Origin of the sequence: Acidovorax sp. JHL-3 (genome assembly GCF_000526295.1) — a bacterium.
In the GTDB taxonomy this organism is placed as follows: Bacteria; Pseudomonadota; Gammaproteobacteria; order Burkholderiales; family Burkholderiaceae_C; genus Acidovorax; species Acidovorax defluvii.
In genome coordinates this window covers 1,479,977-1,495,219 of the sequence record NZ_JAFU01000001.1, presented here as the reverse complement: position 1 = coordinate 1,495,219, position 15,243 = coordinate 1,479,977, and the positions used below count along the sequence as shown (strand labels likewise).

The 15,243-nt window shown below is 56.9% G+C and carries 13 protein-coding genes; 3 read left to right on the top strand and 10 right to left on the bottom strand.

Going from position 1 to position 15,243, the window contains the following annotated elements; genetic code table 11:
- Positions 1-439: 439 nt before the first annotated feature.
- The 5 genes from pilQ to K226_RS0107005 are packed head-to-tail and all read right to left on the bottom strand — an operon-like array spanning position 440 to position 5,481.
- Complete coding sequence (gene pilQ, locus K226_RS0107025; RefSeq protein ID WP_035241480.1) at positions 440-2,554, bottom strand: type IV pilus secretin PilQ; 2,115 nt, start codon at positions 2,552-2,554, stop codon at positions 440-442.
- 20 nt (positions 2,555-2,574) lie between these two features.
- Positions 2,575-3,117, bottom strand: a complete 543-nt coding sequence (locus K226_RS0107020; RefSeq protein WP_024814124.1) for a pilus assembly protein PilP — start codon at positions 3,115-3,117, stop codon at positions 2,575-2,577.
- A complete protein-coding gene (locus tag K226_RS0107015; protein ID WP_024814123.1) occupies positions 3,114-3,782 on the bottom strand; it encodes a type 4a pilus biogenesis protein PilO in 669 nt (222 codons plus the stop codon). The genes K226_RS0107020 and K226_RS0107015 overlap by 4 nt, the downstream gene beginning before the upstream one ends.
- 2 nt (positions 3,783-3,784) lie before the next feature.
- Positions 3,785-4,405: a PilN domain-containing protein gene (locus K226_RS0107010; protein ID WP_024814122.1), complete on the bottom strand. Its 621-nt coding sequence runs from the start codon at positions 4,403-4,405 to the stop codon at positions 3,785-3,787.
- Positions 4,402-5,481, bottom strand: a complete 1,080-nt coding sequence (locus K226_RS0107005; protein WP_024814121.1) for a pilus assembly protein PilM — start codon at positions 5,479-5,481, stop codon at positions 4,402-4,404. The genes K226_RS0107010 and K226_RS0107005 overlap by 4 nt, the downstream gene beginning before the upstream one ends.
- A gap of 269 nt (positions 5,482-5,750) precedes the next feature.
- On the opposite strand from K226_RS0107005, the gene K226_RS0107000 reads away from it, so the two are divergent.
- A complete protein-coding gene (locus K226_RS0107000) occupies positions 5,751-8,150 on the top strand; it encodes a penicillin-binding protein 1A (RefSeq protein ID WP_024814120.1) in 2,400 nt (799 codons plus the stop codon).
- Positions 8,151-8,262: 112 nt separating this feature from the next.
- On the opposite strand, the gene cyaY is transcribed toward K226_RS0107000, so the two are convergent.
- Complete coding sequence (cyaY, locus tag K226_RS0106995; RefSeq protein WP_024814119.1) at positions 8,263-8,592, bottom strand: iron donor protein CyaY; 330 nt, start codon at positions 8,590-8,592, stop codon at positions 8,263-8,265.
- A 12-nt stretch (positions 8,593-8,604) separates the two neighbouring features.
- On the opposite strand from cyaY, the gene K226_RS19445 reads away from it, so the two are divergent.
- Entirely contained in the window at positions 8,605-8,814 is a 210-nt protein-coding gene (locus tag K226_RS19445; protein WP_081739334.1) for a lipoprotein, read from the top strand.
- Between the two features lie 122 nt (positions 8,815-8,936).
- Positions 8,937-9,764, top strand: a complete 828-nt coding sequence (locus K226_RS0106990) for an MBL fold metallo-hydrolase (protein WP_024814118.1) — start codon at positions 8,937-8,939, stop codon at positions 9,762-9,764.
- A 67-nt stretch (positions 9,765-9,831) separates the two neighbouring features.
- Here K226_RS0106990 and K226_RS0106985 read toward each other — a convergent pair whose 3' ends face one another.
- From K226_RS0106985 to K226_RS18765, 4 genes are all read right to left on the bottom strand, one after another.
- Positions 9,832-10,473 (bottom strand): sulfite oxidase heme-binding subunit YedZ, encoded by a 642-nt coding sequence (locus K226_RS0106985; protein WP_024814117.1) that lies wholly within the window; start codon positions 10,471-10,473, stop codon positions 9,832-9,834.
- 46 nt (positions 10,474-10,519) lie between these two features.
- Positions 10,520-11,515 (bottom strand): protein-methionine-sulfoxide reductase catalytic subunit MsrP, encoded by a 996-nt coding sequence (gene msrP / locus K226_RS0106980; RefSeq protein ID WP_024814116.1) that lies wholly within the window; start codon positions 11,513-11,515, stop codon positions 10,520-10,522.
- Between the two features lie 143 nt (positions 11,516-11,658).
- The gene (gene ccsB, locus K226_RS0106975) at positions 11,659-12,993 is read right to left on the bottom strand and encodes a c-type cytochrome biogenesis protein CcsB (protein ID WP_024814115.1); all 1,335 of its coding nucleotides are present in this window, start codon (positions 12,991-12,993) and stop codon (positions 11,659-11,661) included.
- A gap of 8 nt (positions 12,994-13,001) precedes the next feature.
- Positions 13,002-15,146, bottom strand: a complete 2,145-nt coding sequence (locus K226_RS18765; protein ID WP_035240912.1) for a cytochrome c biogenesis protein ResB — start codon at positions 15,144-15,146, stop codon at positions 13,002-13,004.
- Positions 15,147-15,243: the final 97 nt, after the last annotated feature.

Sequence of the window (15,243 nt, the reverse complement as noted above, 5' to 3'; positions counted from 1 at the left end):
TGGCTACCGCATGGCTGCCGCGCGCGCCAAGCGGAACGCCCCTTCCCTACTCACCAATGCCATGTGACGTCGAGACAACTTTTGGAAAGTTTATCCACTTCGCGGCACATCGTTACCCAATGCGCCTCCGAGTCACTCGGGTCCGCAGCAACTTATCAGCTATGTTGAATAGCGGCATCGTGCGACACGGAAAACCACTACACAGCATCGCATTAAAAAAGAGCCGGCATGAAGCCGGCAGCAAATTCCCTTAAAAGTATTCGTTTGATTGAACATCTAAATACGTGCCCCGCCTCACACCCGAATCCCCCACAGAACCGCTTCATTGACCAGCCAATTAGATCGGCTGATCCACACCCCCACAAAGAGAAAGTGGAGAGATACGGATCAGCGTCATATTTAAAATTGCATTCGCAATTTATACTTAATCTATATTCATTTACCTTACTGGGCCACGATCCGAAATAACTTTCGGAGTAATGAATACCAGCATTTCACGCTTGGAGGACTCCTTCGTTCTACTCTTGAACAAATTACCGACCACTGGAACATCACCAAGCAAGGGAATTTTATTCTCTTGGTTTGTATCTTCCATCTCAAAAATTCCACCAATCACTACGGTGCCACCGTTTTCAATCAAGATTTGCGTCTTGATATGCTTGGTGTCGATAGCTACACCCTGCGTTGTTGTCTCACCACGACTGTCCTTATTAATGTCCAAGTCTAGAATGATGTTGCCCTCCGGAGTGATCTGGGGGGTAACTTCGAGCTTCAGCACTGCCTTCTTGAACGCCAATGTTGTAGCTCCGTTCGGAGCCGTTACCGAATAGGGATACTCCGTACCCTGCTCGATCAACGCCTTGGTCTGGTCGGCAGTGATGATCCTTGGACTCGAGACGATCTTGCCTTTGCCATCCGCCTCCATGGCTGAAAGCTCCAAGGCAAGGAACCGGTTGGCGGTGGAATTAAAGATGGACAGGGCAAAACTACCCACGCTGCTGACATTGGACAGGCTGGCTGGCAAATTGACAAAGTTTTCACTTGTATTTATGGCCCCGCCTGGAAGTGACGTTGCAACCGCATTGTTGTAACTCGTGCCAAATGCAGCGCGATTTCCCCCACCAATGCCGTATCCACTTTGAGGACTTACACGCAAGTCCCCGCCACCCAGTCGAACCCCAAGCGATCGACCAAAGGTGTCCCGCGCCTCGACAATGCGCGCTTCAATCAGAACCTGGCGCACGGCCACGTCCAAGGTCAAGAGCAATTGGCGCACCTCTTCCAACTTGCTGGGTGTGTCCGTCACGAACAGCTGATTGGTACGCGGCTCAGAGATTGCGCTCCCACGCTCCGTCAAGAATCGGGTAGAGCCACCGCTGCCGCCACCGCTACCTGAACTGTTTGTCAGCTGGGTAATCATGTCTGCCGCTTTGGCGTAATTCAATTGAAAAGCTTGCGTTTTCAGGGGCTCCAGCTTCTGAATGGCCAGCGCAGCCTCGAAGTCTTTCTTGGTACGCGCATCAATTTCGTCCTTGGGGGCAATCCACAACACGCTTCCGGATTTGCGCATGCCCAAACCCTTGGCGTCCATGATGATCTGAAGCGCTTGATCCCAAGGAACGTCCTTCAACCGGAGTGTCAGCGCACCCGTCACCGTGTCAGAAGTCACGATATTGAAATTGGTGAAATCTGCAATCACTTGCAGCAGCGATCTCACTTCAATGTTTTGAAAATTGAGCGACAGCTTTTCTCCGCTGTATCCCGGCCCTTGGGTCAACTTGCTCAAATCCACCTTCTTCTGGCGGACTTCTACGACAAATTGATTATCGCTTTGATAAGCGCTGTGATCCCAGTCTCCAACGGGCTCTATCACCATGCGCACGCGTTCACCCTGTTGGGACGTGGTCACTATTTGGACAGGCGTGCCAAAGTCCGTCACGTCAAGACGACGGCGCAGTCCTTCCGGCAAAGATGAACGAAGAAAATCAATGGTCAAACCTTTGCCTTGACGGCGTAAATCAACACCAACCTGGTTGTTCGCAAGCCCGACAATAATGCGCCCCGAGCCGTCAGCGCCCCTGCGAAAATCAACGTCCTTCAAAGGAAGCGAATCGCTGTTCGCACCCTCTGCAAATACCACAGCAGAAGACTGCTGTGAAGCCGCCATGGAGGTCGTCACAGGCACCAAAGAAATGATAAGTGTCTTGCCTTGCACCTCTGCCTGGTAAGACGTTGCCTGCTTAAGGTTCAAAACCAACCGAGACCGGCCACCGGCTTGCACGATGTTGATGGACTTCAGATTCCCCTGATTCACATCGACAACAGACCGCCCCATTGAGTTGGTGGTGCCAGGAAAATCCAGCGCGATGCGCGCTGGCGATTGAATTGCGAAGCCGGTGGGAACGGCAGCGAGTGGCTGCGATAGCTCAACACGAACAACTTCTGCACCACCTTGCATCGTGCCAGTGACCGCCTCAATGGCGCTTTGTGCCATGGCAGCAGTTGCAGCCAACGTTGCCACTATTGCACATACGGCATTTCTGTAGTGGTTCATAATCCAGATATTTTTCGTTATCATTTCTTTCCCTCCTGCAGGTCAAGCGATGCGGTGCGCTCTATCCAATCTCCAGTGGCGTCTTGCACTATTTCGCGCAACTCAACCGCCGTTTCAGAGATTTTGGTAATTTTTCCATAATTCTGACCCAGGTAATTGCCCAACCGAACCTGATACAACAGATTGTCAACCTTGAGAAGGGCGGTGGGTGTTCCTGTCTTGTTGAGACTGCCAACCATTGTCATGGCATCCAGCGGAAAGGCCTCTAAAGGTTCTTTTCTGCGCGCCATTTCCGGAGCAATCAACGAGGCATTGGATGCAATCTGGACAGAATCGCGTCTCAGAGCTTGTGTCAGCTTGATTTGATTGAACGGTTCGATTCCATTTTCGACGGTATACGCTTGCGGCTGAAACTGCTTAGGCTCAGTAAGAGGAGTGATGCGTGGTTTGGTTGTGGCACGTTGATCGGCCATCCATTGGCGCAGCTCATCTTCTCCCGTGGGGCCGCAACCGAACAAAAACCCAATACAACCAATCAAAACCAGACGACCGACCCACATCATTTCTTGCCTCCGGCATTCTTTTGCGCCTGAATTTCTTCAGGATCCAGGTAACGGAAAGTTCTCGCGGTAGCGTCCATAGACAACGTTCCGGACTCCTTTCCACCAGGAGCAATCGAGATATTGTTCAGCGTCACGATGCGAGACAAATGTGCAACATCCGACGCAAATGAACCAATGTCATGGTATTTGCCAGTTACCCGAACAGCGATCGGAAGCTCAGCATAATAATCTCTTACAACGATTTGGCCAGGACGAAACAAATCGAATTGCAAACTCCGACCCAAGCCGGCTTGGTTGATATCAGACAACAAAGCAGCCATTTCGGCTTTGCTGGGCAATTGTTTTTCCAATTGAATAACATATTGCTGAATCTGCTCGCGCTGCTTCTTTAGCGCCTCAAGACTCACCGCCTTCACGAGCTTCTTCGTATAATCCTCGCGGAGAACAACTTCTTTACCACGCTCAAGTTCGAGCTCTGCCTTATAATCCGTCAGCTTGACAAACCAGAGAGCTACGGCTACGCCAATTGCGATAAATGCACAGAGCAGAACTTTCGGCAAGACAGGCCAAAGCGATGGATCCTTGGTGTCGAGATTCTTAAACTGTCGTTGCAGATTGCTTTGTAACGCAGCGAAATCAATTTTCGGAGATTGTGTTTTTGCCATAGTTACTTTCCAGCCGGAGCAGCAACATTCGAGCTGGCGGCGTCCATGGTCTTTTGAGCCTCGCTTGCCCGTACAAGCTGAAATCTCAAATTGAAAGCACCCACACGACGCTGGTCGCGCGGAGTCAAGGCTACATTGCTGGCGACGATTTCCACCAACTCCGGCTTGGAGAACCAAGGGGTGTTGTTGGTGAGATTGCGCAACATCTCAGAAACACGCTCGTTGGACTGGGCCATACCTTGCATGGTGATGGTCTGCCCGGCTTGCTTCATGCTGGTGATGTAAACGCCATCGGGCAATTGCTTGACGAGTTCGTTCAGCAAGTGCACCGGCAAATTGCGGTCAGATTGCAGGTCCTCAACAGCCTTCTGGCGAGCGCGCAAGGAAGCAATTTCTTCTTCAATGGACGCAATTTCCTTGATCTGATTTTCGAGAACCTTGATTTCACTCTGAAGAAAACTGTTTTTCCCTTGTTGGTCCGTGATCATCACCTGAAACCACCAATAGATGGATCCCGCGATAGCAAGGCCCAACAGTAACGACGCGAACATCGTTGCCTGAAACGCCTCACGCCTGCGTTTACGCGCAGCCTCCCGGTGCGGGAGCAGATTAATCAATATCACTGCAAAAACCTCCGCATTGCCAAACCGCATGAAGTCAAATACGAAGGGGCTTCACGCACCATTTTTTTCAGCCGCACGGAACTTCCAATTTCCATGCCATCAAAAGGATTGACCGCACTGCAAGCAAATCCGGTTTGCTGTGTGACGGCTTCCGTCAACCCGGGGAGCGGCGCCGACCCGCCGGCGAGCATGATGTGGTCAACCCGGTTGTGGGGGGTGCTGGTGAAGAAAAATTGCAACGCACGGCCAATTTCTTGCGCCATGTTTTCGACAAACGGGCGCAGTACGGACGCTTGGTAGTCTTCAGGAAGGTCACCATTGCGTTTTTTGCTCTCCGCCTCTTCGATGGAAAAGCCGTATTGCCGCACGATGAGTTGCGTCAGCTGCGCACCGCCGAAAGCTTGGTCTCGGTCGTACAAGACTTCTTCATTTCGAATGACCTGCATGCTCGTGGTGAGCGCGCCGACCTCAAACAGAGCGACCAAGGCATCCACTCCTTTATTGGGTAATGCTTCGATCAAGCGCCCTGCAGCCAGCCGTGATGCGTGTGACTCAATGTCGACAACGACGGGCTTGAGACCGGCTGCCTCGGCGAGACCTTGACGGTCTTGCACCTTTTCACGCCGTGAAGCAGCAATCAGCACATCCACGTCCCCTGGCGCATTTTTGCTAGGCCCAATCACACAGAAGTCCAGACTGACCTCATCCAGCGAAAATGGAATGTATTGATTGGCTTCCGACTCGACTTGCACCTCGAGTTCCTGCTCCGTCATCCCCCCCGGCAACGTGATCTTTTTGGTGATCACGGCGGACGGCGGTAAGGCCAAGGCAACGTTCTTGGTGCGCGTGCCGCTCTTCTTGACCAACCTGCGCAACGCTTCGGCGACCTCATCGAATTTTTCGATGTTTCCGTCTGTGATCCATCCGCGCTCCAGCGGTTCGATCGCGCAACGCTCAAGCACCAGCCCGCCGGACTTGTCATGCCCCAACTCCACCAGCTTGACGCTGGAGGAACTGATGTCGATACCCAGCAGCGGTGCAGACTGGCGACTAAAAAAGGACCCCGTAGAGATCAAGATTGGTCTCCTGTAACTTGCCAAAATGACGCAACAAAACTTAACATTTCACATGAATGCTATCAGTAAGGTACTTCACCAGCAAAGGTTTTCAGGCACGCACAATCTTTCAAACGTTGCCAAAAGCAGACGGTTCGTTGCTTCGCGACACTGCCATTGATGCATTCGTCGGCCGTCCTGGCTGGCCGATAAGATTGAGGGCGCACCCCCTACAACTGCATCAGTCGCCGCCGTTTTTATAATGGGGGCTCTTTTCCATTCGGAGCGATATGGCGCCCCCCAACTCCCCCAAACAACCTCAAAAGCCAGACGCTTCGGCAACTGGTCGAAGCCCCGGCTGGTTCCGCTGGATTTTTCGTGCTTTTTTATGGATCGGTGGGCTCGGGTTGGCAGGAGGAATCGCATTGCTGCTGACCGTTGGCGTGGCGCTCTCCATGGCCTACCCCAATCTTCCCGACGTATCAGACCTTGCAGACTACCGACCCAAGCTTCCTCTGCGGATCTACTCGTCGGAAGGTGCTTTGCTGGGAGAGTTCGGCGAGGAAAGGCGCAACCTGACGCCCATAGGCGAGATCCCCACCGTGGTGAAAGACGCAGTGCTGGCCATTGAAGATGCACGGTTCTTCCAGCACGGTGGCGTCGATTACAAAGGAATGATGCGCGCAGTCCTTGCCAATCTGGGCCGCGTCAAAAGCCAGGGCGCCTCGACTATCACAATGCAGGTGGCGCGCAATGTTTATTTATCTTCCGAGAAAACATTTACCCGAAAAATTTACGAAATCTTACTGACATTCAAACTCGAACATTTGCTCACAAAAGACCAAATTCTCGAGATTTATATGAATCAGATTTACTTGGGCAACCGGGCGTATGGTTTTGCAGCCGCCTCCGAGGCCTATTTTGGCAAGCCACTCAAGTCGGTTTCCATCGCGGAAGCAGCGATGCTGGCTGGTCTGCCTAAGGCGCCCTCGGCTTACAACCCCATCAGCAACCCCAAGCGCGCCCGGTCGCGTCAACTTTACATCATTGAGCGGATGCAAGAAATCGGCTACATCACCGCCGACGAAGCCGCTGAAGCCAAACAGGAAAAAATCACCATACGATCAGGATATGACAACACCCGCGTTCATGCTGAATACGTTGCCGAGATGGTGCGCCAACTGATCTTCAGCCAGTACGGCAATGAGGCATACACCCGCGGCTTGAACGTATACACCACCCTGAACGCAGGCAACCAGGAGGCTGCTTATGCCGCTTTGAGGCGCGGCATCATGGATTACGAACGGCGCCAACATTACCGCGGCCCCGAACAGTTCGTGAGTCTGCCGACTGCAGCAGAAGAGGTGGAAGACGCGATTGACGAAGCACTGGCTAACCATCCGGACAATGGCGATATCCTGGCTGCGGTGGTGCTGGAGGCCACGTCACGCAAGATCGTGGCGGCGCGCGCCAATGGCGATACCCTCGAAATCACGGGCGACGGACTCAAGCCTGCGCAGTCGGGTCTGAGCGACAAGGCAGCCCCCAACATCAAGATTCGCCGCGGCGCCGTGATTCGCGTGGCCAAGACGCCCAAAAACGCCTGGGAAATCACCCAACTCCCCGAGGTCGAGGGTGCTTTGGTGGCTGTCGATCCACGCAACGGAGCCATCAAGGCGCTGGTGGGCGGTTTTGATTTTGACAAGAACAAGTTCAACCATGCAGCCCAAGCATGGCGCCAGCCGGGTTCCAGTTTCAAGCCCTTCATCTATTCCGCCGCGCTGGAAAAGGGCTTTACCCCGGCCACCGTTGTCAACGACGCTCCGCTGTTTTTTGACGCAGGCGTCACTGGCAGTCAACCCTGGGAGCCCAAAAATTACGACGGAAGATACGACGGCCCCATGACCATGCGAACGGGGCTTGCAAAGTCCAAGAACATGGTCTCCATTCGCATCCTGCAGGCGGTAGGGCCCAAAACGGCCCAGGAGTGGGTCACCCGTTTCGGGTTCGAGGCTGAAAAGCACCCCGCCTATCTGACCATGGCATTGGGTGCGGGTTCTGTTACGCCCTTGCAAATGGCATCGGCCTTCTCGGTGTTTGCCAATGGTGGCTACCGCGTCAACCCTTGGTTGATTACACGCGTGACCGACCACAAGGGTCGGGTGATCTCGGAGAACCCGCCCCCTGACATCAGTAATCTGCCTCGCGCCATTGATGCAAGAAATGCATTTGTCATGAACAACCTGTTGCAGGAGGTCACGCGCTCGGGGACTGCTGCACGGGCGCAAGCCACTCTCAAGCGGACGGATCTGCATGGCAAGACGGGCACCACGAACGACTCCGTGGACGCCTGGTTTGCAGGCTATCAGCCCACCTTGGCGGCCGTGACGTGGATCGGCTATGACAAGCCGCGCAACCTGGGCAGCCGTGAAACCGGGGGCGGACTGAGCTTACCGGTATGGATCAACTTCATGGAACGGGCCCTCAAGGGCGTGCCAGTCATGGAGGCCACTGTGCCGCCAGGGGTGGTGAATGTTGGTGGTGAGTGGTTCTATGAGGAATATTCGCGCAACGCGGGCGTTGCAAACGTAGGCCTGGAAAATCGGCCCACCCCTTCATCGACCGTGGCACCGCAGGCGCCACCGCCACCCGAAGAACGCGGTCGCATACTCGACCTGTTTCGCAACTGATTCTTTGCAAGATGCGGTCCTGCTGTGTTTTCACAGTGGCGCCGCATGTGCAATACATGTCCGGGTCTTGCCACTGCAAGGCTGGCTCGGCTCCCGATCCTGCCAGCGCTAATCAGGCCACGAATCGCAACGGCGTGCCCGACTGCTGTTCGGCATCCCGGCTCAGCCGGTCAAAGAATTCGCCGGCACCTTTGGTGTCTTGCCAAGCCAAGCCATCAAACCGGTAGTGGTATCCGCCCGACTTTGCGGCCATCCACACCTCATGCAGCGGTTTTTGCAAGTTGATGATGATTTGACTGCGGTTGGGAAATGTCAGTGTCACCATGCCGCCTGTGCGCTGGCTGTCCACATCGGCGGCCCCCTCATCGTTGATGCGATCGCAACTGCGTTCAACGGCAAGCAGCAGTTTTTCAGCCTGGTCCAGAAATTCAAGGTCGGTCATTACAATTTACGCATGTTGAGAGCTTCCCAAATTCTAGTCAGGTCTATTGCCCTTGCTGCCAGTGCGGCAGTGCTGTGGGGCTGCGGCCAGCGCGGCCCCTTGTATCTACCTGGGGCGCCTGAAGCCAGTCAACGCGCCACGTTGCCTGAAACGCTGTCCCCTGTAAAAACGGAACCGGCAGCACCCGCCACGGCCGCACCACCCGCTTCCGTGCCACGGTGACTGTGCAGGCGGCGGCCTTCAGGTATGTGAAACGCACAGGGCAAACGCAAACTTGATTCTTATCAAGCACTAAGAACGTGGGTAATCGTACAGTCGATGTTTTATTGCATTGCAGCATCGACATGGCCCTGGAACTCTATCGCGACAAGCATCACGCCTGCCTCATGTTTACCGACCTCATCGAGGAGGATGGGCAGGCGGTTCAGGCCAACCAGTTCCTGATCGTCGATGACGACACGGGCGCAATCATCGATCCCGGAGGCAACCTCGCCTTCAATGAATTGTTCATGGGGATGTCCAAGCACTTCCCGCCCAGCAAGCTGGCGTATGTCATCGCATCGCATGCCGATCCAGACATCATTGCCTCACTCGATCGCTGGATGAGCACCACCAAGGCTTCGCTGGTGATTTCTCGGGTGTGGGAGCGGTTTGCCCCCCATTTCACCAAGGTGGGCAAGACAGAAAACCGCGTGATCGGCGTGCCCGACAGTGGCGGCCACCTGCCTTTGGGGCGCCACGAACTGGTGTTGCTGCCAGCGCACTTCATGCACTCCGAGGGCAACTTCCATTTCTACGACCCGGTCAGCCGCATTCTTTTCACCGGCGACCTGGGCGTGTCAATGACGTCGGGGGCAGAGGCGCGCATTCCTGTCACCGATCTGGCTGCGCATATCCCGCGCATGGAGGGTTTTCACCGCCGCTACATGGTGTCCAACAAGATCTTGCGGCTGTGGGTGCACATGGCGCGCCAGCTGGACATCGCCATGCTGGTGCCCCAGCATGGCGCACCCATCATGGGAAAAAAGGCCATCAGCGATTTTCTGGACTGGATCGAAAACCTCATGTGCGGCATCGACTTGTTTGATGACCGCGCCTACCAGATCCCGACCGCCCACATCGACCCGGTAAGCCGACAAATGCGGCCAGCACTGCACGCGGTGAACGCTTGATGGTTATTGACAAAATCGGCTCCAGCCCTTTCGCATAAAGCGCTAACAGCTACTATTTTAGTAGCATTCAAAATGACTTTGCGGCTTTGCCGTTTCCCGAAGACCGTGCCGCCCTGGAGACCATGCGCCGCCACAGGCGCCAGCCCAGCAGCACCGACAGAATGGCAGCATACACCGCAACTTCCGCAAAGTCGTTTTTGCCCGCGCGCATCCAGAAAAAATGCAGGATCGCCAATCCGGCCACTCCATACACTGCCCGGTGCAGCGCCTGCCACCGGCGCCCTCCCAATGCCCGAATGGCACGTTGGAATGAGGTGGCTGCCAACACGGCGAGCAGGAAAAACGCCAGGAACCCCACCAGGATAAAGGGGCGCTTGGCAATGTCGCGGGCTATCTCGGCAAGGTCAAAGCCCATGTCGAACCCGCTGTAGCTCAACAGGTGCAGCAGCGCATAAAAAAACACAAACAGGCCCAACATGCGCCGAAAACGGGCAAGTTGCGGGCTCGCGGTGATGACGCGCAGCGGTGTCACCGCAAGCACCAAGCACAGGGCCCGCAGGGTCCAGTCGCCTGTGGCGCGGATCAGCGCCTCTGCCGGGTTGGCGCCAAGCTGGTTGGTGGCGGCCGCGTAAACCAGCCACACCAAGGGCAGCAGACACAACACAAACAACACCGGTTTGGCCACCGGATGGAGCAGAAGTTTTCTCATGGCACAACGCACCGGACGATTGGCCCGATGTCACCCGCGGCGGTGTTCAATAAAACTTCTTGAGATCCATGCCGGCGTAGAGCTGGCCCACCTGGGCCTCGTAGCCGTTGAACATCAGGGTTTTGCGCTTCTTGGCAAACAGGCCGTCTTCGCCAATGCGGCGCTCGGTGGCCTGGCTCCAGCGCGGGTGATCCACCTCGGGATTCACATTGGAATAGAACCCATATTCCTGTTTGGCTGCCTTGTTCCAGGCTGTTCCTGGCTCTTTCTCGACAAAACGGATCTTGACGATGCTCTTGGCACTTTTGAAGCCATATTTCCAGGGCACCACCAGGCGCACTGGCGCGCCGTTCTGGTTGGGCAGCACTTCGCCATACATGCCAAAGGCCAGCAGCGTTAGCGGGTGCATGGCCTCGTCCATGCGCAGGCCCTCCACATACGGCCAGTCGAGCACGCGCGAGCCCACATAGGGCATCGTCGCCTTGTCGGCCAGCGTTACGAACTCCACATACTTGGCGTTGCCCTGCGGCTCCACGCGCTTGATGAGCTCGGCCAGCGAGTAGCCCACCCAGGGAATGACCATGGACCAGCCCTCCACGCACCGAAGGCGGTAAATGCGCTCTTCCTGGGCGCTGAGCTTGAGCAGGTCTTCGATGCCGTATTTGCCGGGCTTCTTGACCAGGCCTTCCACCTCCACGGTCCAGGGGGCGGTCTTGAGGGTGTGTGCGTTGCGCGCAGGATCGGCCTTGTCGGTGCCAAATTCGTAGAAGTTGTTGTAGGTGCTCGCGTCCTTGTAGTCGGTAAGCTTCTCCATAGAGACCGCCCCCGCCACCGCCGACCTGGCACCCGCCAGCGCTGCCAGTTTGCCTGGGCGCGCCACCTGGGCCATGGCCTCACGCCCCGCCCAGGAAGCCAGAGCGGCACCCGCCGCACCGCCCGCCATGAGCTTGAGCATCTGGCGGCGGTCTTCGTAAACCGAACGTGGGGTGATTTCGGAGGAGTGCGGGTGGATAAAACCCGAATCGCGCGATGGAATCAGCATGGAGGCTCCGGTCATTCTCTGGTTGAAACAGCTGTGCGGTAGAGCAGAACAACTGTTAGTTCGTTCCCTGAACCGATCAGGTTACACCGAGGACGCGAGAGTTGCAGACCATGCCCTGCATGGCCTTTGCCATCATCGTGGTATCAAAGCGTGCCGTAGCTGTGCAGCCCGCTCAGAAACATGTTCACGCCCAGAAAGGCGAACGTGGTGACCACCAGCCCCACCAGCGCCCACCAGGCAGACACGGTACCGCGCAGCCCCTTCATGAGGCGCATGTGCAGCCACGCTGCATAGTTGAGCCACACGATCAGCGCCCAGGTTTCCTTGGGGTCCCAGCTCCAGTACCCGCCCCAGGCCTCGGCCGCCCACAGCGCCCCCAGCACGGTGGCAATGGTGAAGAACGCAAAGCCGACGGCAATCGACTTGTACATCACGTCATCCAGAATCTCGAACGACGGCAGGCGCTCAGCAATGCGTTTGCGACCCATCAAAATGCCCGCCACGATGAGCGCGGAGATGCCGAAATAGACCATCCAGTAGCCACCGCCGGTTTCGGCGGCACCTTGGCGGAACACGATGGGCTCGAAGCACAGCACCACGCCCAGCAGCCACAGGGGCGCCAGTTTGTACCAGCGGGTTTCACTGGCCTGCTGCTTGATGAGGTAGGCAAAGGCCACCATGGCAGCCAGCGCAAAAGTGCCATAGCCAATGAAGTTGGCAGGCACATGCAGCTTCATCCACCAGCTTTTGAGTGCGGGCACCAGGGGCTGGATCTCGTGGGCTTCGCGCACCACCGTGTACCACAGCAGAAAACCCACCGCAGCGCTCACCACCAGCATCACGAAGCCACCCAGAGCACGCGTGCCGTACTGCTGCTCGTAATACAGATAGAACGCCGCCGTCATCCAGCAGAACATCACGAACACTTCGTAGAGGTTGCTGACCGGGATGTGGCCGATATCGGGGCCAATCAGGTAGCTTTCGTACCAGCGCACCAGGGTGCCGATGAGAGCCATGCCCACTGCAACCCACGCAAGGCGCGAGCCGATCAGACTCATGGTGTGGCCTTCGCCCCTCGCAAACATGCCCAACCAGTAAAACGCCGTGCTCATGAAAAAGAGCATGCTCATCCACAAAATGGCCGACTGGCTGGACAGAAAGTATTTAAGCCCGAACACCGTCTCGGCACGCGCAAGGTTGCCCGCACCATCTTGCTGGTACAAGCCGATGGCTGCCAGTGCCAGCACCACCACGACCAGCATCAACACCTGCAGCGGACGCCAGAACCAGCCCAGCCATACGGTGCAGGGAATCGCGCCCAGCAGAATGCCTTTTTCGTACACATCCATGTAGCTGCCATAGCGCTGCAGCGCATACAGCCCACCTACGGTCACGATGGCAGCGAACAGCCAGTCGAACCAGTTGCGGCGGGCGAAGAACCCCTCGTTGAGCAAGATAGTGGTGGTAGCAGTGTTCATGCGTTGCCTCAGTGGGGACGAGCCCCGATCAGTTTTTCAGCGAGCTGGACGAACTCCCGGTCGCCGTCCATGGTCTTGCGATTGGTGGACAGTGCCATCAGCGCGTGAGACTGGTCCCCCTGCGGAGCGACCCACACCCACACGCGGCGCTCGCGCACATAGAGCATGGCAAAAACGCCCAAAATCAGCAAGGCGCAACCCAGATAGACAATGTTCTTGCCAGGGGCTCGCGCCACCTGAAACACGCTGGCCTGCACCTGGGTGAAGTCTTTGAGCTCAAAAGCCAGCGGTGCAGGATAGATCTGCGCATCGCTCAGCGAGAGCACCGCCTGCGTCATGAACGCCTGCGTCTGGTCACTCTGCTCCATGGGTTTCAGCCCTGCACGCTCACGCGTGAGCTGGGCCAGCTCGAACAGGGCACCGTTGAGAATGCGCACCAGCACTTCGCCGGCACGCGAGCGCTCGGCTTCGGGCACGTTGGCCTCCATGAAGTCAGAGATGGCCTGCAAGCCACCGAGCGTCTTGCCATCAGGCCCATTGCTTCCGGCAAACAACGCCAGCGCCCGCAACGCAGATTGGGACAGCTGTGCAGCCAATTCGGGGCGCGATGGCTCTACCGCCAGCGCTACGTAACGGCGCACGGCCTCCTCACGCGCCGCCGGATCGCCGAGTGCGGCGTACAGGCGCATGAACTCTTCCATGGAGCTCTGCTCGTCGGCTGGAACGCGCAGGTAACGGAAGGGATCGGACGGGTTCTCGCGCACCCCCAGCAAAAACACCGGCACCCCGTCGCCCGTGTCCACGGGCAGCATGTAGTTGTGAAACTCGCGCGCCTGTCCTGCCGCATCGCGCAGCTTGTAGCTCACGCTGGGCCCTACATTGCGCAGTTCTTTCTTGGTCACCGTCTTGTTGGCAGCACCCAGGCGCGACTCCACCGACTCACGCAGATCGACCTTGCGCACATCGACACCTGAGCCCGGTGCGCCCACCACGTCACCAAAATTCTCGACATTGATGGTGCGCAGCGCCGTGAATTCCAGCGTGAGCTTCTCGCCGTCCGTAACACCGCCCCTGCCGACCAGTTCGGTGGATCCGCCCACCGTGCCTTCAATGTCAAATGCCTTGGCGCCCGCAGTCATGGGCACGGCGCGCAGCTTGAGGTGCGAGCCACCGTCGTCAAAGCTCGACTGGTAAATCTCGATGCCCTTGTAACTGGCGGGGTGATTCACCTCGATGCGGGCAGGCGTTTTCTCGCCAGTGGCCTTGTCGTGAATGATGACCTCGCTGGCAAACAGCTTGGGCATGCCGGTGGAGTAATGCTCCACAATGAATTTCTTGAGTTCGATGGCAAAGGGCAGGTCTTGCAACAGCACCCCGTCGGACTGGCTGAGGATGGCGGTGCCCGATTGCGTTCCCTCTGCAACCACCAGATTGCCCCGGAACGTGGGGTTGCGCTCGGACAGACGGTGTTCTGGCTTCACCTCGGAGATCAGGCCACTACCGGCGTAGGGTGTTTTGCCGCCCAGCAGCATCTGCGCTCGCACGATCAGGTCACCATCGAACAGCCCGCCCAGGCAGATCAGCACGATGGCGCTGTGTGCAGCGATGTAGCCGATCTTGTTGGCGGCCCCGGCCTTGGCCGCCACCATCCAGCCCGGACCCGCGCCCTTGGCCGAATCCCGCTGCTGCAGTTTCACCTTCCAGCCGCCACTGGCCAGCGTGCTGCCAATGCGTCGCGCTGCGGCCTCGGCCGGTTCCGCCAGCGAACCTTCGGCCTTGTGGTGAAAGGACCGAAGGCTTTGCTCGCGGATATTCTCTTTGTAGACCTTCAGATCCACCAGAATTTTGGGCGTGTTGCGCGCGATGCACAACGACGTGCTGACCACCAGAAAGGCCAGGATCAGCAGGAACCACCATGCGCTGTAAACCGCATTGAGCTGGATGGCTGCAAAGAGTTCTGCCCAGAACGGGCCGAACTGGTTCACATAATTCACCGCCGGTTCATGCTGCTTGAGCACCGTGCCAATGACCGATGCGATGCAGATCACCGTCAGCAGCGAAATGGCAAAGCGCATGGAAGACAGCAGCTCGATGCCTGCACGCAGGGCCTGGGAGCCAGACCGGACTTGAACGCCTTGGGTTGTGTCAGACATGAAAGAGGTGAACGCAAGCACTAAAGAAAAAGGGCGGGGCCATCTTGAACGATGGGCCCGCCCGTCTTGGGGTTTGTTATTGGCGGTTGGTTCCAGG